The 20965-nt window shown below is 73.2% G+C and carries 16 protein-coding genes; 9 read left to right on the forward strand and 7 right to left on the reverse strand.

Features of this window, described 5'->3' with window-relative positions; all coding sequences use genetic code 11:
- Window positions 1-31 precede the first annotated feature (31 nt).
- The 3 genes from AC59HU_RS05040 to AC59HU_RS05050 form a co-directional block, all read right to left on the reverse strand.
- On the reverse strand, window positions 32-562 hold the full coding sequence (locus AC59HU_RS05040; RefSeq protein ID WP_497222264.1) for a RidA family protein: 531 nt from the start codon (window positions 560-562) through the stop codon (window positions 32-34).
- Window positions 563-640: 78 nt separating this feature from the next.
- Window positions 641-1903, reverse strand: coding sequence for an aminotransferase class I/II-fold pyridoxal phosphate-dependent enzyme (locus AC59HU_RS05045; RefSeq protein ID WP_497222265.1), 1263 nt, complete (start codon window positions 1901-1903; stop codon window positions 641-643).
- Window positions 1904-2282: 379 nt separating this feature from the next.
- Window positions 2283-3575, reverse strand: a complete 1293-nt coding sequence (locus AC59HU_RS05050) for an amidohydrolase family protein (RefSeq protein WP_497222266.1) — start codon at window positions 3573-3575, stop codon at window positions 2283-2285.
- Window positions 3576-4013: 438 nt separating this feature from the next.
- On the opposite strand from AC59HU_RS05050, the gene AC59HU_RS05055 reads away from it, so the two are divergent.
- A complete protein-coding gene (locus tag AC59HU_RS05055) occupies window positions 4014-7121 on the forward strand; it encodes a GH92 family glycosyl hydrolase (RefSeq protein ID WP_497222267.1) in 3108 nt (1035 codons plus the stop codon).
- A gap of 46 nt (window positions 7122-7167) precedes the next feature.
- Here the strand turns inward: AC59HU_RS05055 and AC59HU_RS05060 are convergent, their stop codons facing one another.
- Window positions 7168-8184: a diacylglycerol/lipid kinase family protein gene (locus AC59HU_RS05060; RefSeq protein ID WP_497222268.1), complete on the reverse strand. Its 1017-nt coding sequence runs from the start codon at window positions 8182-8184 to the stop codon at window positions 7168-7170.
- Window positions 8185-8415: 231 nt separating this feature from the next.
- Between AC59HU_RS05060 and AC59HU_RS05065 the strand changes: the two genes are divergently transcribed.
- Window positions 8416-11922: a TIM-barrel domain-containing protein gene (locus AC59HU_RS05065; protein ID WP_497222269.1), complete on the forward strand. Its 3507-nt coding sequence runs from the start codon at window positions 8416-8418 to the stop codon at window positions 11920-11922.
- A gap of 329 nt (window positions 11923-12251) precedes the next feature.
- Here the strand turns inward: AC59HU_RS05065 and AC59HU_RS05070 are convergent, their stop codons facing one another.
- Both AC59HU_RS05070 and AC59HU_RS05075 read right to left on the reverse strand, forming a co-directional pair.
- Window positions 12252-13532 (reverse strand): GDSL-type esterase/lipase family protein, encoded by a 1281-nt coding sequence (locus AC59HU_RS05070; protein WP_497222270.1) that lies wholly within the window; start codon window positions 13530-13532, stop codon window positions 12252-12254.
- Between the two features lie 66 nt (window positions 13533-13598).
- Window positions 13599-14204 (reverse strand): TetR/AcrR family transcriptional regulator, encoded by a 606-nt coding sequence (locus AC59HU_RS05075; RefSeq protein ID WP_497222271.1) that lies wholly within the window; start codon window positions 14202-14204, stop codon window positions 13599-13601.
- 125 nt (window positions 14205-14329) lie between these two features.
- On the opposite strand from AC59HU_RS05075, the gene AC59HU_RS05080 reads away from it, so the two are divergent.
- The 5 genes from AC59HU_RS05080 (at window position 14330) to AC59HU_RS05100 (ending at window position 18108) form a co-directional block, all read left to right on the forward strand.
- Window positions 14330-14707 carry a Rid family detoxifying hydrolase gene (locus tag AC59HU_RS05080; protein WP_497222272.1) on the forward strand — a complete coding sequence of 126 codons (378 nt, stop codon included), beginning with the start codon at window positions 14330-14332 and terminating at the stop codon, window positions 14705-14707.
- Window positions 14708-14784: 77 nt separating this feature from the next.
- A complete protein-coding gene (locus AC59HU_RS05085; protein ID WP_497222273.1) occupies window positions 14785-15339 on the forward strand; it encodes a hypothetical protein in 555 nt (184 codons plus the stop codon).
- Window positions 15336-15815: a winged helix-turn-helix domain-containing protein gene (locus AC59HU_RS05090; protein ID WP_497222274.1), complete on the forward strand. Its 480-nt coding sequence runs from the start codon at window positions 15336-15338 to the stop codon at window positions 15813-15815. Before AC59HU_RS05085 ends, AC59HU_RS05090 begins: the two co-directional genes overlap by 4 nt.
- The gene (locus AC59HU_RS05095; RefSeq protein WP_497222275.1) at window positions 15812-16807 is read left to right on the forward strand and encodes an ATP-grasp fold amidoligase family protein; all 996 of its coding nucleotides are present in this window, start codon (window positions 15812-15814) and stop codon (window positions 16805-16807) included. Before AC59HU_RS05090 ends, AC59HU_RS05095 begins: the two co-directional genes overlap by 4 nt.
- A 320-nt stretch (window positions 16808-17127) precedes the next feature.
- Complete coding sequence (locus AC59HU_RS05100) at window positions 17128-18108, forward strand: glycosyltransferase family 2 protein (protein WP_497222276.1); 981 nt, start codon at window positions 17128-17130, stop codon at window positions 18106-18108.
- Here AC59HU_RS05100 and AC59HU_RS05105 read toward each other — a convergent pair.
- Entirely contained in the window at window positions 18077-18676 is a 600-nt protein-coding gene (locus tag AC59HU_RS05105; RefSeq protein WP_497222277.1) for a TetR/AcrR family transcriptional regulator, read from the reverse strand. The genes AC59HU_RS05100 and AC59HU_RS05105 overlap by 32 nt on opposite strands.
- A 280-nt stretch (window positions 18677-18956) precedes the next feature.
- On the opposite strand from AC59HU_RS05105, the gene AC59HU_RS05110 reads away from it, so the two are divergent.
- Both AC59HU_RS05110 and AC59HU_RS05115 read left to right on the forward strand, forming a co-directional pair.
- Window positions 18957-19628: a DUF998 domain-containing protein gene (locus AC59HU_RS05110; RefSeq protein ID WP_497222278.1), complete on the forward strand. Its 672-nt coding sequence runs from the start codon at window positions 18957-18959 to the stop codon at window positions 19626-19628.
- A gap of 178 nt (window positions 19629-19806) precedes the next feature.
- A complete protein-coding gene (locus tag AC59HU_RS05115; RefSeq protein WP_497222279.1) occupies window positions 19807-20958 on the forward strand; it encodes an epoxide hydrolase family protein in 1152 nt (383 codons plus the stop codon).
- The last annotated feature ends 7 nt before the right edge of the window (window positions 20959-20965 follow it).

Consider the following 20965-nt stretch of genomic DNA (forward strand, 5'->3'; position numbering starts at 1 on the left):
CCTGCTGGTTCTTCCTGGCGGGTGCTCGCAGCTACTGTGCCGGCTGCTCGGCGGGCGACGGACGGTGGGTGGCCGTGAGCTGCACCTCGACCGGAGCGCCGCCGGGGAGCGACGCGACCCCGACCGCGGCGCGCACCGGCAGGGCCGCGTGCGGCAGCCGCGAGACGATCGCCGAGCTCGCCGCGTCGGCGATGCGGCTGTGCGCGGCGTACTCGGGGGCTGCGGCCACGAAGACGGTCAGCGACACGACCTCGTCGAGCTCACGGCCGGCGGGCAGAGCAGAGCGGGCGGCCTCGAGGGCACGCTCGGTCGCCACTCGCGCCAGGCGGGCGCCCTCCTCGTCGGAGATCTCCCGGCCGAGTCGACCGCGCGCCAGCAGAGCGCCGTCGTCGCCGCGCGGGGTCATCCCGGCGGTGAGCACGAGGTCGCCGACGAGGCGGGCCACCTGGTAGGTGCCGGCCGGCTTCGGGGCGGTGCCCGCGTCGGTCGCGTCGTTCATCCGTAACCCGGCCCCGTTCATCCGTGAGTCGGCCCCGTTCATCTGCGGGTCGTCGACGTTCATCGTAACCCGGCCCCGTTCATCCGTGAGTCGCCGGTGTTCGCCAGTGGATCGTCGGCGCTCGCCCGTGGGGCGGGTGCGTCAGACGGCAAGGCCGGCCCGGGAGGCGAAGCCGGTGAGGCAGGTGACCATGCGTGCGAGGGCCTGGTCCCACTCGCCTTCGTCGCGGGCGAAGCAGATCCGGAAGTGGCCGGTGCCCGAGGGCCCGAACTGGTACCCGGGCGAGACGATCACGCCGGCCTCGCGCTGCAGGGCGCCGGCGATCGCGACGTCGGTGACCCCGAACGCCGAGACATCGACGAAGAGGTAGGCGGTGCCGTTCTGCGCCTGCACGCGCAATCCCGGCACCGCCCGTAGTGCGGCGAGGCTCTGCTCGCGCAGTTCGTAGAGGTCGGTGATGCGCTCGGCCAGGAACTCGGCGTCGTCGACGAGCCACCGGCCCAGGAGGTGCTGCGAATACGCCGGGGCGCGCAGCGAGGTCATGGCGATGCACTGCTCGATCGACTGCACGACGGGTGCCGGGGCGACCACGACGCCGATGCGGAAGCCGCTCATCGACTCGGTCTTCGAGGGTCCGAGCAGGGTGATCGAGCGTTCGGCCATGCCGGGCTGCGCGCGCAGATGCGGGAAGACGGTGTCGCCGTAGACGAGGCGGCTGTAGAGCTCGTCGACCATGACGAGGAAGCCGTGCTCGACCGACAGCTCGGCCACCCGGCGGATGACCTCCGCGGGGAACACCGCGCCGGTGGGGTTGTTCGGGTGGCTGAACATCAGCAGCACCGGCTTCTGGGCCGCCAGCTCGGCGACCAGCTCGAGGTCGAGCGCGGGCTCGCCGTCGGCGAAGGTCAGCGGGATGCGCTCGATGCGCGCGCCGAGGAACTGCAGGATGCGCTCGCAGAACAGGTAGTCGGGGTCGGCCAGCAGCACGAGGTCGCCCTCGTTGACCAGGGAGGAGAGGGTGGTGAAGAGGGCGCCCTGGGTGCCGGGGGTCAGGGCCAGCTCGGTGGAGGCGACGGGCGAGCCGAGGAAGTCGGAGATCCGCGGGGCGAGCGACTCGAGCACGGCGGGGGTGCCGCGGTAGGGCGAGTAGGCGACGCTGCCGTCGGCGATGGCGGTCTGCATGGCGGCGTCGATCCAGGGGGGCGGGGGGAAGCGCACGGTGTCGAAGTGGGTGGTGTCGAGCAGGCCATTGCCGCCGCCGTCGAGTCGGAGCGAGACGTCCGCCTCCCGCACCGAGACTCCCGGTGCGGCTTCGCGGTCGGGGAGGTGGGTCCGGAGGATCCGGTCGCTCGGCGACACGTCGAGGCCGTTCGGCGTCTCGACGGGGGAGAGAGCGTGGGTCATGGAGGCTCCTCAACAGGATCGTGCGAACGCGACGCACAGTCGGGCGCCAGAGATAGAAGACTGTCGGTTGTCGACAATACTCTATCCGACTGCTGCGGTCGACAATGGTCGGGTGGGGCTACCAGGTCCCCCTACCCGGTCGGCGGCCCCAGCGGTCCCAGCCCGGGCTGGCCCCGGCCCCCCGCCTCGCCTCGCCATGGGAGGGGGGCTTAGCCGACGGATGATCGGCCCCTTCTTCGGACTGAGCCTCCGACGCGAGCCGCCTCGAACCCATTTCTCCGACGCACCTGACGGGGCCCTTCGTGCGCCAGTCTCCGCAGCCGATGGGGCACCTCGGGCACACCTCGTCGCACGCGACGGAGGCAGGGCGCGGTGCCGGCTAGGGGTTTCTCGGGGAACGCCGGTCGCCGAGGGCGGGGCCGGGCCGGCGGCGGTTGCGCACGGCCGCGACGGCGCGGGCGACGCCGGCGTCGAAGGCGGCGAGCTCTTCCGACTCGGCCGCGGTCGGAACGAACGGGCGGCGGTCGATCTGCTCGCCCTGCTTCCAGACCCGATCCACTCTGCCGAGAGCAGTGATGTCGGTGAGCGGGTCGCCCGCCACGAGCACGAGGTCGGCGCGCGCCCCTTCGTCGATGCGCCCCCGGTCCGCGAGGGCGAACACCCGGGCAGCCTCTGAGGTGGCCGCCGCGAGCGCGGCCGTGGGCGCCACCCCGGCGCCCATGAGCAGTTCGAGCTCCCGATGCAGGCCGGTACCGAACCCGACCCCCGGATTCGGCGCATCCGTCCCGGCCAGCAACGTCACCCCGGCGTCGGCCAACCGCCGCACGTTCTCCTCCGCGACCGAGTACGACGGCCCGAACCCCACCGAGGGTCGAGTGCCACCGGCGGCGACTCCCCCATCTGCGACACTTCCCCTATCGCCGGCGCCACCATCTCCGCCGGCGCTGCCACCGAGGGCGGCGGCGAGGGCCGCGAGGGTGGGGCCGACCGCGATGCCCGCCGCCGCTATTCGGGCGACGAGGTCGGGGGCGAGCGGCGCATCCGCCGGCACGTGGGCCATTACGTCGACACCGGCCGAGACCACCTCCTCGACGCCGGCCACCGAGCTGACGTGGGCGACGACGCGGAGCCCGGCGGCGTGCGCGGCACTCACCAGCGCCTCGATCGTCGGGCGGTCGAGGGCAGGCCAGAGTCCGCCGACGGCCGAGAAGATCTTGAGCACGTCGGACCCCTCGGCGACCCGGGCCGCCACGAATGCCTCTGCCTCCTCAGGCGCGCCCACCGTCGGGAACTCGCCGTACACCAGCGACGGATGCCCGCCGGGCACTGTGGCCCCGATGCCCGCCGACCGCAGATCGGCTCCGGGCAGCCCCGCGCTGAGCTGTCGTCTGGGCCGCGCGACCACCTCCGGCAGGCTGAACAGGTCGAGCACGGTTGTCACCCCGGCATTCAGCGATTCCTGCAGCGCGCCGGGGACGAGGTGGATGTGCGAGTCGATCAGGCCCGGGATGAGGGTGCCGCCGCGGGCGTCCACGATGAGATCGCCGTGCTGGGCGATCGACTCGGGTCCGCAACCCGTGACGACTCCACCGGCGAAGCGCACGCTCGTCCAGTCGCGAAGCGCGACGCCGTCGAAGACCCGCGCGTTCACGATCGTGGTCGCACCGTTCATCGCTCGCCCCTCCCGCCGCGGATGGTCACGCCGGTCATCGCTCGCCTATCCTCATCGCTCACCCATCCCGCCACGCCTGTCAGCCGTCCGATGTAGTTCGGTCGCCGCGCGTCCTGGATCGCTCGGCCGTCGCCGAGCACCGCGGCCATTCGATCATGTCTGCGCACCCGGCCGCATCGAACGGAATGAAAAAGTAAGTGCTCGAGTGGAATACATCGATGAGGGGGCACATTTTCATTCCGTTCGTCGCCATGAGGTGCGGCGCCGCGCAGGGTGGCGGGCAGTGGGTCGCGTGCGCATCCCCAGGCGCGGTCAGAGGGGTTCACGTTTGCACCCCCCTTCGGGGGTCAGGTAGTCTCGACTGGGCAACGGGTGTCAACGTTGTCACACTGCACCCGCGCGCCGATGCCGGGTGATCGCAAGGGAGCGCACCACCGTATGAAGACCGCCAGAACCAGCCCGACCCCCCGCGACCCGGGCCGATCCCGCGACCCGGGCCGATCCCGCGACGGGGGCCCCACCCGCGACCGGAGCTCCTCCGGAGCCCGCACCACCGGCATCCTGCTCGCCGGAGCCCTCGTGGTCCCCGGCATCCTCGGGCTCGGCGCCGCCGCCCCGGCCCTCGCCGCGGACGCCCCGGCAGCCACCCAAGCGGCCGCACCCGCAGCCGCCCAAGCAGCCGTCGCCGACGGCGACTACGCCTCCCTCGTCAACCCCTTCGTCGGCACCGAGAGCGAGGGCAACGCCTACCCCGGCGCCACCGTCCCCTTCGGCATGGTGCAGCTCAGCCCCGACAACACGAACACCTACTCCTCGACCTCGTACAGCAAGAACGCCGGGCGCGTCTGGGGCTTCAGCCACCAGCACGTCAACAGCGCCGGCTGCCCCGCCGCCGGCGAGGTGCTCGTCACCCCCACCACCTCGGCCGTGCCGGCCACCACTCGCGCCTTCATCGGCCTGAGCGACCCCGAGAACACCGAGAAGGCCTCGGCCGGGTACTACACGGCCCTGCTCGACAACCAGGTCACCGCCGAACTGACGGCCACCACCCACGTCGGCGAGCACCGCTACACCTTCCCCGCCGGCACCCCGGGCAACATCTCGTTCAACGTCGGCGAGACCCTCAACACCGCCGCCGAGAGCTCGGTGACCTGGGTCGACTCCCAGACCCTCGAGGGCTACGTCTACAGCGGCGGCTTCTGTGGCGGCACCTCCACCACGCCGTTCTTCTTCAGCGCCCACTTCGACCGCCCCGCCCAGAGCTTCGGCACCTGGGGAACGGATGGCTCCTTCGTCGCCGGCTCCACCGCCAGCACGGTCAGCCAGGGCTCGAACGGCGCCGCGGCGACCTTCGACACCACCACCGACACCACGGTCGAGGTCAGCGTCGGCGTCTCGTTCGTCGACGCCGCGGGCGCCCGCGCGAACCGCGTCGCCGAGACGGATGCGGACACGGCCGCCTTCGACACCCTCCACGACCGGGCCACCCAGGCCTGGAACGACCAGCTCGGCCGCTTCGACGTCACCACGAAGACCCCCGAGCAGCTGCGCGTGTTCTACACCCAGCTCTACAAGAGCGTGATCTCCCCCACGATCGGCAGCGACGTCGACGGCCGGTACCGCGGCATGGACCAGCAGGTGCACACCGCCGACGGCTGGACCTACTACCAGCGCTTCTCGCTCTGGGACACCTACCGCACCCAGGCCACCCTGCACGCCCTCTTCGAGCACGACCGGGCGACCGACATCGTGCGCTCGATGTACCAGGCGCGCGTCGAGGGCGGCTGGCTGCCCCGCTGGTCGCTCGGCTCGATCGAGACGAACGTGATGGCCGGCGACCCGGTCACCCCGTGGCTCTCCGAGAACTTCGCGCTCGGCACCGTGCCCGACGACATCCGCGACCAGCTCTGGGACTACCTGATCGAGAACGCGACGACCACGCCCCCGGCCGACGTCGCATCCGTCGGTCGTCGCAGCGCCGACTACTACCTCGCCAACGGCCACGTGCCCTACTACCCCGAGAACGGCGGGGGCCTCGGCGGGCAGTACGAGGAGTACCGCCACGGCGGCTCGGCCACGATGGAGTTCGCCCTGGCCGACGCCTCGATCGGCGCCGCCGCCCAGCGCACCGGCCGCACGGGCGACGCGAGCACCTTCCTCGCCCGCGGCACCAACTGGCAGCGCCTGTGGAACCCGGACGTGCAGTTGACCGGCGGCTTCACCGGCATCGTGAACGCGGTCGACCCGCAGGGCGCCTTCGTCTCGGCTCCCGAGCTCGCGCCCGTGCAGGAATCCGGCTTCCACGAGGGCACGCCCTGGAACTACCAGTGGATGGCCCCGCAGGACGTCACCGGCCTGACCGAGAAGATGGGCGGCCGCGACGCGTTCCTCACCCGCCTCGACTACTACTTCGACATGCCGGCCCTCCAGGCGAACCCCGGGGTCTCCCCCGCGCACTGGGCCAGCGGCGGCAGCGACTACTACAGCGGCATCGGCTACAACCCCGGCAACGAGCCCATGCTCGGCGACGCGTGGCTGTACTCCTACGTCGGTGAACCGGCCAAGACGAACGACGTGCTCGCGGCGAACCTCAACCGGTTCCCGGACAGCCCCGGCGGCGGCGTCGGCAACGACGACCTCGGCACGCTGTCGTCATGGTACGTGCTCGCCTCGCTCGGCATGGAGCCGGTGCAGCCGGGCTCGGGCATCATGGCCCTGAACGCGCCCCGGGTGACCTCGGCGTCCATCGCGCTCGACAACGGCTCGACGGTCTCGATCCAGGCCCCGGATGCGACGGGCGACGCCCCGGCGTACGTCTCCGGCGTGACGGTCGACGGCCAGGAGCACACGAAGACCTGGCTCGACGCCTCCGAGCTGCAGGACGGCGCGACCGTCGAGTTCTCGCTCGCCTCCGACTCGGCGGGCCTGACCTGGGGCACCGCGCCGGAGGACTGGATCCCCAGCGTCTCCGACCCCGCGGTCTCCGACATCGCGCTCAGCGGCGCGCAGGGCCTCACCGCGGTGACGGGCCAGGAGTTCGGCGGCACCCTCGCCACGGCGGCCCCGGGTGCACCCGAGGTGCCGATCGCGGCCTCCGTCAGCTGGGACGGCGGAGCCGCGGTCCCGGCGACGGCGACCCTGGCCGACGGCCGGTGGACGATCTCGGGCGCGACGACCTTCGCCGCATCCGGAACCCACACCGCCACCGTCACGATCGCGCCGACCGACGTGCCGGCGTTCGCGCCCGACCCCTTCGAGGCGCAGACCGTGCAGGTCGCGGTCGTGGTGACGGATGCGGCGACGGGCACGCCGGCCCCGACCGACCCGGCCGGCCCGGCCGGTCCCGGTGCGGGCACCCCGGCGGGCTCGGTGCCCGCGGGCACCGGCTCCGGCACGGGCACGGGCGGCTCGGGCTCAGGAACCGGCCACCTGGCATCGACCGGAGCCCCCGCGCCCTGGCCCCTCGCCGGCCTGGGTCTGCTCACCCTGCTGGCCGGCGCCGCACTGGCCGTGGGGACCCTGCGCCGCCGGATGCAGACCCGCTAGGCGGACATCGGCCGTAGCCGGCACAGAGGCGCCGCGCACCCCGGGATCACCGGGCTGCGCGGCGCTTCTTCGTCGTGACCACGGCGCCCGGGACCCGGACCGTCAGGCCGTGGTGATGTACCGACAGCTCCGCGGCGACGACCTCGCCCTGGGGATCGCCGTCGAGCTGCAGCTCCTGGGGCACCTCGAGGCGCACCCGGAGCCTCTTCGCCTGCGACCAGGTGATCGCCCGCGGAACAGGCGTCAGCCGCACGACCAGCCGGCCGAAGCGGGTGCGGTGCAGCAGCCGGTTGAAGGTGAGCCGATAGCCGATGTTGGTCCAGCCCGGCCCGCGACCCGGCCGGAAGACGACCGCGTCGAGCAGACCGTCGTCGATGACCGCGTCCGGGAGCAGCAGCAGTCCCGCCGGCAGGCTGCCGGAGTTGCCGACGATGGCCGTGTGCGCCCGCGACACCACCTCGGGGCCGTCGTCCAGCGCCGAGGTCATCTCGAACTGCCGGTTGCCGATGACGCTCCGGGCGATCGGGTCCGAGTACGCCAGCCAGCCGATCCGCTTCTTCAGCCGCTCGTTCGTGTGCGCGGCCATGTGCGCATCCACACCGATCCCGGCCATGACGAGGAAGGCGCTCACCGACTCCGTGCCGTCCTCTCGGCGAAGCACCGCCGAACCGACGTCCACCGTCCGGTCGACGCCCGAGAACGCCACCGCCACCGAGGCGGCCAGATCGCTCATCGGGAGCCCGAGCTCGCGCGCGAACAGGTTCGCCGTGCCGACCGGGAGGAGTCCGAGCGGGATCCCGGTGCCGTCCACCGCCTGGGCCGCCGCGCGCAGGGTGCCGTCGCCCCCGGCGACCAGGATCAGATCGGCGCCGGACTCCACCGCGCGCACGGCGGCCGCGAGCCCGTCGTCGTCGGCGCTCGTCTCGAACCAGGCCGCCGTCGACCAGCCGGTCCGGGCGGCCTCGTCCTCGACGGCCCGCCGCAGGGCCGCCGGGTCGCCTTTCACCGGATTGAACACCACGGCCGCCCGCCGCGGCCCCTGCATCGCCTGCCGTCCCTGCACACCCCCATGATCGCACCGCGTCCGGCCCGGCGGCGCCGTGCCCCACACCACCGCCCGGGGACAGGCCAGTGTGGCCTACGTTGTCATTCGACTGTCGATGTGGAAGCATTCGGGATGTTGTGCCTCGTCGGGGGGCCATCGACGGCGACCCCGACCGGCCGTTCCACCAGTCAAGGGAGACCATCCATGAGAGCTGCTGCCACGCGCAGACGAACGCTCCTCGCCTCATTCGTGACCGCAGCACTCGGCGCCTCGGTGCTGGGCTTCGGCTCCGTCGGCGCCGCCTCGGCCGCCGCACCCGCCGCACCGGGCGACCCCGGCGCCACCGGCGCCGTGCCCGCCTCGCAGACCGTCGTCTCGGGCGACGCCCGCTTCGAGGTGCTGTCGCCCACCCTCATCCGCACCGAGTTCGCCGGCGACGGCGCCTTCGACGACGAGGCCACCTTCAACGCGATCGGCCGTGACGGCTTCGCGCCCACGCCGTTCACCGCGAACGAGGCCGACGGCTGGCTGACGATCGACACCGGCCAGGCGGTCCTGCGCTACCAGGTCGGCTCGGGCGCCTTCGGCACCGACAACCTCTCGCTCGCCCTGACCACCTCGACCGGCCAGCAGGTCGCCGCGGCGCCCTGGCAGACCGAGGAGCTCCCCTCGTGCACCATCGGCGTGCTGTGCGAGGCCGAAGACCTCTCGCTCGAGGGCCTCGGGCTCGCCACGAACCACAGCGGCGCCACCGGCAAGGGCTTCGCGGCCGGCTTCGAGCGCGTCGGCAACGCCGCCTCGTTCACCGTCACCGCGGCCCAGGCCGGCCCGTACGACCTCTCGCTGCGGTACGCCAACAACCGCGCCGGCGACGGTCAGATCACGAACCGCACCCTCACGGTGACGGTCGACGGCGCCTCGGCCCGCACGATCACCCTGCCGCCGACGGCGAGCTGGGACGACTGGGCCCTCGTCACGACCGCCCTCCAGCTCCCGGCCGGTGAGCACACCGTGCGCATCGAGCGCACCGACGCCGACAGCGGCAACGTCAACCTCGACAGTCTGGCCCTCACCACCCCCGGCGCCGCCTACCCCGGCGTGACGCCGCCCACCCCCGCCGACTGCGCCTTCGGCACGGTCTGCGAGGCCGAGGCCACGGGCCTGGCCGGCGGCGCGACCGCGGCGACCGACCACAACGGAGCCTCTGAGGAGGCCTTCGTCGCCGGACTCGGCACGGGCGCCAGCCAGACCACCCACCTCACCGGCGTCCCGGCGGCCGGCGACTACACGCTCCAGGTGCGCTACGCCTCAGGCCAGCCCGCCGACCGCACGATCTCGGTGCAGACCCCCGGCGCCGACGCGGCCCTGGTGCCGCTCGCCCCGACCAGCGGCTGGGACTACTGGCGCACCGTCGAGGTGCCCGTCACCCTCGCCGCCGGCACGAACGACGTGACCATCGGATGCCCGGACGACGCGAGCTGCCAGCTCAACATCGACACGGTCGCCGTGGTCACCGTCGGCAGCCCGCTGCTCGCTCCGCACGCCGCCCTCGGCGGCTACCGTCGTGATCTCGACACCGCGAACGGCAGCGTGCCGACCAACCCGGGCCTGCTGTTCCAGGACGGCTGGTCGCTCGTCGACGACACCGCATCCGACCTCTACGACGGCACAGACGAGAGCCTCACGCCCCGCGACCACGGCGACCAGCCGTACCAGGACGGCTACGTCTTCGCCTACGGCACCGACTACACGGTGGCGCTGAAGGATCTCGCGACCCTCACCGGCCCCTCGCTGCTGCTGCCCCGCTGGGCGTACGGCGTCTGGTACTCGGAGTACTACGACCGCACCCAGGCCGACTTCGAGGACACGATCGTGCCCCGCTTCGGCACCGAGGGCGTGCCGCTGGACGTGCTCGCGGTCGACACCGACTACAAGGCGCCGGACAAGTGGGACGGCTGGGAGGTCGACGAGAGCCGGTTCCCCGACCTCTCGGGCTTCCTCGCCGGGCTGCACGCGCAGGGCATCCACAACACCTTCAACGTGCACCCGAGCATCATGGACTCGGACCCGAAGTTCGCCGAGACGCAGGCGGCCGCCGGCGGTGCGCTGATCAAGGACGGCTCGAAGTACCTCTTCGACTGGTCCGACCCCGCGCAGCTCGAGGCCTACTTCGCCCTGCACAGCGAGACCCAGGCCGAGGGCGTGGACTCGTGGTGGCTCGACTGGTGCTGCAGCGACGCCTCGCGGTACACCGCGGGCGGCGTGACGCCGGATGCGTTCATCAACCACCAGTACGCCGAGCGCGCCGACGACCGCCTCGGTCGCGGCTTCGCGTTCTCGCGGGCCTACGGCGACCTGACCGCGGGCGGCTACGGCAACCCGCAGCCGGTCGCGACCGGGCCGTGGGCCGACAAGCGCACCACGCTGCACTTCACCGGCGACACCACGTCGACCTGGCAGATGCTGCAGGCGCAGGTCGGCTACACGCCGGGCGAGTCCGCCTCGACGGGCCTCTCGGCGATCAGCCACGACATCGGCGGCCACACCGGGGGCGAGACCTCCCCGGGCGCCGAGGCCGAGAGCACCAAGCTGGCGGATGACCTCTACGCCCGCTGGGTGCAGTTCGGTACCTTCCAGCCGATCGACCGCCTGCACAGCAACCACAGCGACCGACTGCCCTGGCAGTACGGTGCCGAGGCGGATGCGTCGGCGTCGAAGTTCCTGAACCTGCGCGAGAACCTGATGCCGCTGACCTACACGCTGGCGGCCCAGGCCTCCCAGACCGGCACGCCGGTCGTGCGCCCGCTCTACCTGGCGTACCCGGAGCAGGAAGAGGCCTACGCGCAGGCCGGCAACGAGTACCTGTTCGGCCCGGACGTGCTGGTCGCGCCCGTGACGACCGCGGGCACGACGGCGGCGAAGACGGTGTGGTTCCCCGAGGGCGACTCGTGGACCGACTACTTCACCGGCACCACCTACGCCGGCGGCACCTCGGCGTCGATCACCACGTCGCTGGACACCATGCCGGTGTTCGTGCGCTCCGGCGGCATCGTGCCGACGCGCAGCCATGACGTGGCGAACGACGAGACCAGCCCGCTGACGGATGTGACGGTCACCGTGACCGGCGGCGCCGACGGCACGTCGAGCCTGTACGAGGACGACGGCGTGAGCACCGACCCGGCCGCGTCGACGACCACGGCGATGTCGTACACGCAGGGCGCCGACGGTGGATCGCTCGCGATCGCCCCCGTCGCGGGCGCCTTCGAGGGGCAGGTCACGGACCGCACCTGGACCGTGGCGTTCACGAACGCGGAGCAGCCGAAGACGGTCACCGTCGACGGCGCCGTGGTCGCGGCCGAGTCCTGGACCTACGACGCCGCCACGCGCACCGTCTCGGTCTCCGTGCCCTCGCGCTCGGTCGCCCAGGCGACCACGGTCGCCTTCTCGACCCAGGCGCCGACCGACCCGGGCACCGACCCCGGGACGGACCCGGGCACGGGAACCGGCCCCGGCACGGGAACGGGTCCCGGCACCGGGACCGGTCCCGGCACGGGCGTCTCCGACGGCTCGGGCTCGGCCGGTTCGCCCGCCGACCCCGCCGGCTCCACCGGCTCCACCGGCTCCGGCTCGACGGCGACCGACCCGCTGGCCCTGACCGGTTCGGCGGCGGCCCTCATCGCGGCCGTCGCGGCGGCCCTCCTGGCGGCCGGGGTGCTCCTCGCCCTCCGCGCCCGCCGTCGTCGCGCCACCGAGTAGCCCGTCCCGCTCCACCCCGGCACCCCTCCCGCCTCACGGCAGGAGGGGTGCCCTCGTTAAGCGGCGCCGTCGCCGCTGCCGTCGCTGCCGCCGCTGCCGTCGACACCGCCGCCGATGGAACCGTTTCGCCCCCACCGGACACTCCTCATCAAGAGCAACCGACAAGGAGACGACATGCCTGACGACCAGTACCGCATCGACCCGGCCGACCTGAACCTCCCGCCGACCCAGCCCCTCGACATCACCTGGATCCTCGAGCAGCAGCGCGCCTGACCCGCCCCGTCCAGGCCCGCGCATCGCCCCGCCCCGCGCATCCGCGCGGCCGGCGCTCAGGCCCGGGCGAACGGGCCGGCGGGGGCGAAGGCGTGGGCGGCGAAGCGGGTGCCGATGAGGGCGTGCGCCTCGGGGCCGGGATGCAGGGCGTCGGGCAGCGGGTGGGTCGCCGCATCCGCCTCGCCGAAGAGCTCGAGGCCGTCGAGGTAGTACAGGTGCGGGTCGTCGGCGCGGCGCTCGACCAGCGAGGCGAGCTCGCGCCGGATGACCTCGAGCGTCAGTGACCCCTGGGCCTCGTCGCCCGGGGTTCCGGTGGCGATGAAGCGCACCTGGCCCGCGGCGAGGCCGGCCGGGTCGATGGCGCCGGGCCCGGGGGTGCGTTCGTGGATGCCGCAGAACACCGGCGAGATCAGCACGAGCGGGGTGTCGGGATGCCCCTCCCGGATCGTGTCGAGGAACCCGTGTACCGCGGGCACGAACGAGCGCAGCCGCATCCCGTCGATGTTGACGACGTTGATGCCGAGCTTGACGCTGATCAGGTCGGCCGGGGCGTCGCGCATGATCCGCGCGAGGAAGGGGTCGACCAGCGCGCTGCCGCCGAACCCGAGGTTGCGGAGCTCGACCCCGCCGCGGCGGGCGGCGATCGCGGGCCAGATCTCGCTCGGGGCGATCGCGTTCGAGCCGTGGCTGATCGAGCTGCCGTGGTGCAGCCAGAGGGGGCGGCGGGCCGGGCGGGCGCCGGTGCTGGTGCTCACGTTCTCGCCATAGGTGCCGTCGACCTCCCCGCCGGTGGCGCCCGTGGCGGTCGAAGACCGAGGCTCCGCGGTCACGGCGCGCAACTCGCCGGCCGGCTGGATCTCGGCGTCCGCCTCCAGGGCCACGAGCTCGATCGCCTCGTTGTGCGGGAGCCAGATCTCGACGTCCTTCACGCCGGGGGCGAGGCCGTCGAGCTCGGTGACCTGGTCGTCGCCGGGCACGAAGGCCGAGCCGCCCGTCTGCAGGTCGACCTCGACGAGATCGCCCGCGGTGAGGGTGTCGCGCATCCGGAGCTCGTCGTCGACGTAGACGTCGAGCCGGCCCCGGGGCCGGTCGATGCCGAGGTAGCCGACGCGGGAGGGGTGGGTGACGAGCCGGATGCGCGTGGCGGCGGTGCGGAACGCCAGGCGCACGCCCGAGGGCTGGGCCTCGACGAGCAGCAGCTGGGGGTCGGGGTAGCGCTCGCGCACGGCGGCGGGCAGGCGGTGCGGGCGCACGCCGCCGCGCTCGGTCGGCTCGAGCTCGGCGGCGCCGCGCACGAGGGCGGGCGTGAAGGGGGTGTGGAAGCGGAGGTCGGTCATGGTCGTGTTCGGCTTTCGGGGGTGGGGGTGGGGTGGATGTGGGTGGGTGGGCCGGGGTGGGTGGGGTCAGGCGTCAGCGTCGGCGGGCCAGTCGCGGAGCGCCCGGTCGAGCACGTCGACCGCCCGCGCCCACGAGGTCTCGGTGCTTGGGTCGCGGTGCGAGAACGAGCCGGAGCGCTCGAGCGCCAGGAATCCGTTGATCGTGGCGCCCACGAACCGTGTCGCGTGCACCAGCTCGGCCTCGGGCAGCCGGTAGCCGCGCAGCACGGCCCAGGTGAACGAGACCAGGCGGGCGCCGGCCTCGGATCCGCTGGTCGACGGCGCCGCCGGCCGTTGCAGCGCGGCCCAGCGACCCGGATGCTCGCGAGCGAACTCCCGGTACGCTCCGACCATCCCGGCGAGCGCGTCGCGCCCCGCTCGGCCGGCGGTCTGGGCGGCGATGAGGTCGGCGAGCTCGCCGAGCGCCGCTTCGTGCACCCCGTCGAGCACGGCGGACCGGTCGCGCACGTGCGAATAGAGGCTAGCGGGTTGCACCCTGAGGTCGCGGGCCACGGCCGAGACCGAGAGCGTGTCGAACCCGTCGCGGTCGGCGAGGTCGCCGGCGGCACGGATGACGGCGGCGCGGTCGAGCCCGCGGCGGGCGTTCGTGGGTGCGTTCTCGGAGGTGGCCATGTGGTTAACCTACACCCTGTAGGCATGGACCTATGCACCGTAGCCGATAGATCGGTGCGGCCGTAGCCGCGTGCGCCGCCGCCGCCCACTCCCCTGCACGACCGCCCGACGCCTAGGCTGCAGGCATGACTCGCCTCGCCGTCTCCGCCCCGCTCGCCCCCGCCCCGGTCGGCCCTTACTCGCACGCGGCCGGGCGGGAGGGCGGGCCGCTGCACCTCTCGGGCCAGACCCCGATCGATCCCGCGACCGGAGCCCTCGTCGACGGCGACGTCGAGACCCAGACCCGGCGCGTGTTCGCCAACCTGGAGGCGGTGCTGGCCGCATCCGGTCGCGGCTTCGACGACGTCGTGAAGGTGAACGTCTACCTCGTCGACATGGCCGACTTCGCGGCGATGAACCTCGTCTACGCCGGGGTCTTCGCCGAGCCCTACCCGGCGCGCACGACCGTCGCGGTCGCCGGACTGCCCCTCGGGGCGAGGGTCGAGATCGAGCTCGTCGCCTGAGCGGGTCGAGCATCTACTTTCCATTGTGGAAAGTTAATGCGAAGATGGAATCACTTCCCACCTGAGAGGCGGTTCCCATGCCCCCCATCGACCAGTACCGACCGCAGAACCTTCCGCAGGGCGACGACCACCAGGCCGTGCCCTCCGGCAACCCCGTGCCCCCTGGCGCGCTCAGCCCCGCCGCGGCGCGGGAGCTGCTCGCGGCCGCCGACACCGCATCCGCCCACGGCGACACCATCTCGGGCCGCGCCTGGCTCGGCCCGACGATTAGCGTCTTCCTGGCGGTGCTCCTGGGCGCATTCCTTCTCGCCGGCGTGTACGTCCTGCCCGTGGCCACCGCGCCGGAGGCGGCGCTGATCTCGGGCGGCTACGCCGTGGGGGTCGTCCTCGCGGTCACCGCCTACAACCTGGGCCGGAAGGTCGTGACCCGCGGCTGGCTCACGCGCTACACGCGCGGCGTCGCGATCTCGAGCGGCGTGTTCTTCGTGTCGCTGGCGCTATCGTTCCTCATCGACGAGCGGTCGCTCGCGCTGTGGGTGCCGCTGGCGATCGCGACCGCGCTGCCCCTCATCATCCTCGGCACCCGCCGAAGCTCCGCCCCCCGGAGCGCCGTCGACCGGAGCGCCGCATGACCCGCACCCCGCACCCCGATGCGCCGGGCCCCGCGCCCGATGTCGCGCCGACGCCCCAGCGGACTGCGAGCGATACGGCACTCACGCCGTCCACGCCGACGTCCGACCGGGCACCCGCCTCCGCCGAAGACGCCCCCAGCCCCCCACACCCCCGCCACCGCGTCGACGACCTGCTCACCGCCCCGATCCGCCTCAGCATCGTGGCCGCGCTCAGCCGGGCCGACGAGATCGAGTTCCGCATCCTGCGCGACAGCATCCAGATCTCCGACTCGGCCCTCAGCAAGCAGCTCACCGCCCTCGAGCAGGCCGCGTACCTGACGGTGCGCAAGGGCTACCTCGGCAAGCGGCCGCGCACCTGGCTCTCCGTCACGGCGGAGGGCCGGGGCGCCCTGCGCCGCCACCTCGCGGCCCTCACCGCGATCGTCGAGGGCGAGGATGCGGCCGCTCCCGCGCCGTCGGGCAGACTGGAGGGGTGAGTCCGCGCATCCACCTCGCCCGCGACCCCCGTGCCAAACCCCGCGAACGCAGCCGCCTGGTGCGGCTGGTGCGGTTGTGGCGCACCAGGAGGCCGACGACCTTCCGCGAGAAGGTGCGGTACAAGATGCTGCGCGACCACCGCCCCCTGCTCGTCACCTTCGCCGACAAGGCCGCGGTGCGCGACCACGTGGCCGCCCGGGTCGGAGCCCACGTGCTGCCCCGGGCGCACGCGGTGCTCGAGGATCCGGACGGCCTGCTCGACCTCGACCTCCCGTCGAGCTACGTCGTCAAGCCCACCCACGGCAGCGGGGCGTGCGTGGTGGTGTCGCCGGCGGCTCCGGCCGACGCGGTGCTGCCCCCGGCGGGCACGTGGTGGGGGTATTCGCACGTGCGTCCGGATGCGGTCAGTCGCGACCACCTCGCCGCCACCGCCCGCTTCTGGTCGAGCAAGCTCTACGGCCAGGGCCCGAACCGCGAGTGGGCGTACGGGCGGGTGCCGCCGCGGACCATCGTCGAGGAGAAGCTCGGAGCCCCCGCGCCCGCCGGGCAGGCGGAGCTCGGGCAGGGCGACGCGAGCCGGGGTATGGCCGGGCCGATCGCGACCGGGCCGGGCGGCGACGGGATCCCCGACGACTACAAGCTCTTCGTCTTCCACGGTCGCTGCCGCTACATCCAGGTCGACGCCGGCCGCTTCGGCGCGCGTACCCAGGACTTCTTCGACGCCGCCTGGAACCACCTGCCGATGAGCGGCGGCCCCGCCTGGGCCGAGCCGCAGCCCTCGCGCCCCGCGCGCCTGGACGAGATGATCGCCATCGCCGAACGCCTCGGCGCGGAGACCGACTTCGTGCGCGTCGACCTCTACCACCTGCCGGATCGCGTCGTGTTCGGCGAGCTGACCAGCTACCCCGCCGGTGGCGACAGTCCCTTCGACCCCGAGAGCTTCGACCTCGAGTTCGGCCGCCACTGGACCGTCCCCCGCCGCTACCGCTGACCTCGGCCCGCCGCGCTGACCGCGGCCCGCCCCGCGTCCTGCGACCTGCCCCGCCCCCGCGGTGCGCCCACCTCCCGCCCTCGCCTCCCGCCGCCCTCGCCTCCCGCAGGCCGCGCATCCAACACGCCGCCCGGCCCTGGTCCCCGCCGCTGCCACCGACCGCGGCCCACGCCTCCACCCGGTCGGGCGCGCGTCATGGCGCGTTCGGTCCGGATGTGCAAGGGGGCTGCGTCCTCAGCACGCCACGGCAGGCTGAGACCAGCGCCGACACCGGCCACCGCCCCCGAACCCCCGCCGAGCCGGCGCCGGAGACACACCCCATGCCCCACCCCGATCCACCTGCCGCACCCCGCCGACGGGCCTCCCCCGGAGCCGGCCCGCGCCACGCCCGCCCCGCGCATCCGCTCGCCACCTCAGCCCCCGCACCAGCCCCCACGCGCCTCACCGTGTCGGTCGTCATCCCCGTGCTCGACGACGCCGAGAACCTGCGCCGCTGCCTCGACGCCCTCGCCCGCCAGACCCTGGCGCCCGACGAGATCGTGGTGGTCGACAACGGATCCCGCGACGACTCCGCCGCGGTCGCCCGCCGTGCCGGGGCACGCGTCGTGCGCGAACTCCGCCCCGGCATCCCGGCGGCGAGCGCCGGCGGCTACGACGCCGCGACCGGAGACGTGATCGCCCGCCTCGACGCCGACTGCCTGCCCGACCCCACCTGGGTCGCCGCGATCGCCGCCACCCTCACCGCGCATCCGGAACTCACGGCCATCACCGGCACCGCCCGCTTCCACGACGGCCCGCGAGCCCTGCGCGGCATCGGCGCGCGGCTGTACCTCCTCGCCTACTTCGGCACGCTCGCGCCGGCGCTCGGGCACGTGCCGCTGTTCGGCTCGAACTTCGCGCTGCGACGGGATGCGTGGCTGCAGGTGCGCGACGACGTACACCGCACCGACACCGAGCTGCACGACGACCTCGACCTGTCGTTCCACCTCGGCGCCCCGTGGGTGATCCGGTTCGAGCCCGCCATCCGGATGCGGATCTCGGCCCGCCCCTTCGCCGACGGACGCGCGCTGGTGCGGCGATTCCGCCGCGGCTTCCACACCGTCGCCCGGCACTGGCCGCACGAACTCCCCTGGCTGCGCTGGGTGCGCCTGGCCCGAGCCGCCCACGCCCGCCGAGCTGACCTCGCTGGCCGCGCCCGCCGTGACGACCGGATCCGCCGCGCTGACCCGACAAGCGGTGCCGCTCGCGCCAGCCGCCCAGAAACGGAGGTCAGTGCACTGCGAGGTGTGCCACGGCGGTGATCAGCCGCGGGGCGATGTCGTCCGGCCACGGGAATGCGGGGGCGGCCGACCGCTGACTGGCCAGCCCGTGGAGCCCCAGCCACAGGGCCACGGCGTCGGCGAAGACGTCCGTGCTCGTCGAGGCGCCGGTCGCGACGCAGTCCTCGAGGGCCGTGACGAAGACCCCGAGCGCGCCCTGCCCGAGGGCCTGCACCTCCTGCAGACTGAGCGCCGAGGATTCCAGGGCCGCAGTCGCCGTCCACAGACCGCCGAACATGATCCGGTAGCGCTGCGGCAGACGCGCCGCGAAGTCGAGGTAGGCGTCGCACACCGCGGTCAATCGCGCGACGGGGCGGCTTCCGGCCCCCGCAGCCCCAGCGCGCAACGACTGCTCGAGCTCCGCGAAGGTCTCCTCGAGCACGGCGAAGAAGATCGAGTCGGTGTTGGCGAAGTGCCCGTAGATGGCCGGCGCCGACACCCCCGCCCGCCGGGCGATGGAGCGCAGGGTCACCAGGGCCTCGTTCCCGGTCTCGTCCAGCAGCTCGGCGGCCGCCGCGACGATCCGGATGCCCAGGTCTCCGCTGCGCACAGTGCCCCGCCGCCCGGTCCCGCTCCCGCGCGCTTCAGACGCGCCGCCGGGCGACCCCGACCGTGACCCCGGCTCCGGCTGCGGCCCCGGCTCCGGCTCTGTTCCACTCACACTCGTAAAGTAACGCCCCGCGGCCAGTCGGAACAATTCGCATCCTGTCGACGAGAAGATGCTTTACACATGTAAAGCCGACGTGCTACTTTACAGGCGTTCAGAAGCTGCGACCCGGCGTTGCGCCGCAGATCCCCTTGGCATCCACGCCCGAAAGAATCTGGTGATCATGCGGCCTCGCCCGTCTCGCTCCTCCCTCATCGCCGCCGTCGCCCTGCTCGTCGGCCCCGTCTTCTATCTGGTCGCCGAGACGGTGAGCGCGGCGGCCTGGGTCAGCCCGAGCTACAGCTACCTCGACAACTGGGTCAGCGATCTCGGCGCCAGCACCGTCGGAACCTTCCAGGGCCGACAGATCGACTCGCCGCTCTACCCACTGATGAACGCCGGGTTCCTGGTTCAGGGTCTGCTGTTCGCGGTCGGACTCCTGATCGTGTCTCGCCGGCTGCAGGGGCGACTCCGCACCGCGGTCGTCGCTCTCACCGTCGCGACGACCGCGGGGTACGTGCTGCTCGCGTTGTTCCACGGCTCCGCTCGGGCCGCGGAGGACGGCACCCTCGCCCTGCACTTCCTGGGTGCGGGGCTCGCGATCCTCGGAGCGAACACGCTGGCGATCGTGCTGGGCGTGCACTGGGGCCGGGATGCCGCGACCCGACTCCTGGGCCGGGTCTGCGTCGTCCTCGGGATCGTCGCGTTGGTGGCGGTCGTCGTGCTGTTCTCGACCTTGAACAGCGGCCTGCCCGCGGGGATGATCGAACGGATCGCCGTCTACATCTCCGTTCTCTGGCCGGTCGGCCTGGCCTTCCGGCTGCTTCGCCCCAGCCGGGTGCCCGAGCCGGCCTGACCGGAACTCCCCGCGCTCCCGCCGCCGCATCCGGTCCGGCACTCCGGCCCCGCACCCCCACCACTCGCACCGCATCCTCACCACCCGCACCCCCACCACCTGCACCTCGCCCCGCATCCCCACCACCCGCATCCCCACCACGCGCATCCCCCACCCCCGCATCCCCAAGGACATGACGATGACGACCACTGACTCCGGCACCCTCCGCCCGTTCCAGGTTTCCGTCCCCGACCGCGATCTCGCCGACCTGAAGGAGCGGTTGTCGCGAACGCGCTGGCCGCATCCCGAGACCGTCTCGGACTGGTCGCAGGGCGTGCCGCTCGCGAGCGCCAAGGCGCTGGTCGACGTGTGGGCGAACGACTACGACTGGCGCCGCTTCGAGGCCGAGCTGAACGCGCATCCGCAGTACCTGACCGAGATCGACGGCGTCGACATCCACGTCATCCACGTGCGGTCGCAGAACCCCGGCGCGCTGCCCCTCGTGCTCACGCACGGGTGGCCCGGATCGAACGCCGACTACCTGAAGCTCATCGGCCCCCTGACCGACCCCGAGGCGTTCGGCGGAGACGCGGCCGACTCGTTCGACGTGGTCATCCCCTCGATGCCCGGCTTCGGCTTCTCGGGCGCGCCGTCCGAGACCGGGTGGTCGGTCGAGCGCACCGCCCGCGCCTGGGTCGAGCTCATGCGGCGGCTCGGGTACGAGCGCTGGGCGGCCCAGGGCGGCGACTGGGGCGGGATGGTCACGCTCACGTTGGGTGCGATGGAGCCGGACGGGCTGGCCGGCATCCACGTGCACTCGGCCTACGCGTTCCCGTCGCCCCTGCCCGAGCCGTCGAGCCCGGAGGAACGGTCCGCGCTCGACGGGCTCGCGCGGTATGCCGGAGAGCTGGGCGGCTCCAGCCACGTGCAGGCGACCAAGCCCGAGACCGTCGGCGTCGCCCTCGCGGACTCCCCCGCCGGCCAGGCGGTGTGGATCTACGAGAAGTACCAGTCCAAGACCGACAACCAGGGGCGCGCCGAGGATGCGATCAGCACCACCGACATGCTCGACGAGATCTCGCTCGCCTGGTTCACCAACACCGCGGCGTCGTCGGGCCGGGTCTACTGGGAGAACCGCACGGTCGGAGCCAGCGGCCCCACGGTCGACCTCCCCGTCGCGGTGACCCTGTTCCCCCGCGATCTCCCGCGGCCGACCCGGGGTTGGGTGGAACGCGCCTACCCGAACCTCGTCTACTGCAACGAGCCCGACCGCGGCGGCCACTTCGCGGCGCTCGAACAGCCGGGCATCCTGGTCGACGACATCCGGGCGGGGCTTCGGTCGCTCCGGTGACCTGCGC

Source organism: Herbiconiux sp. 320_LB, from assembly GCF_059691755.1.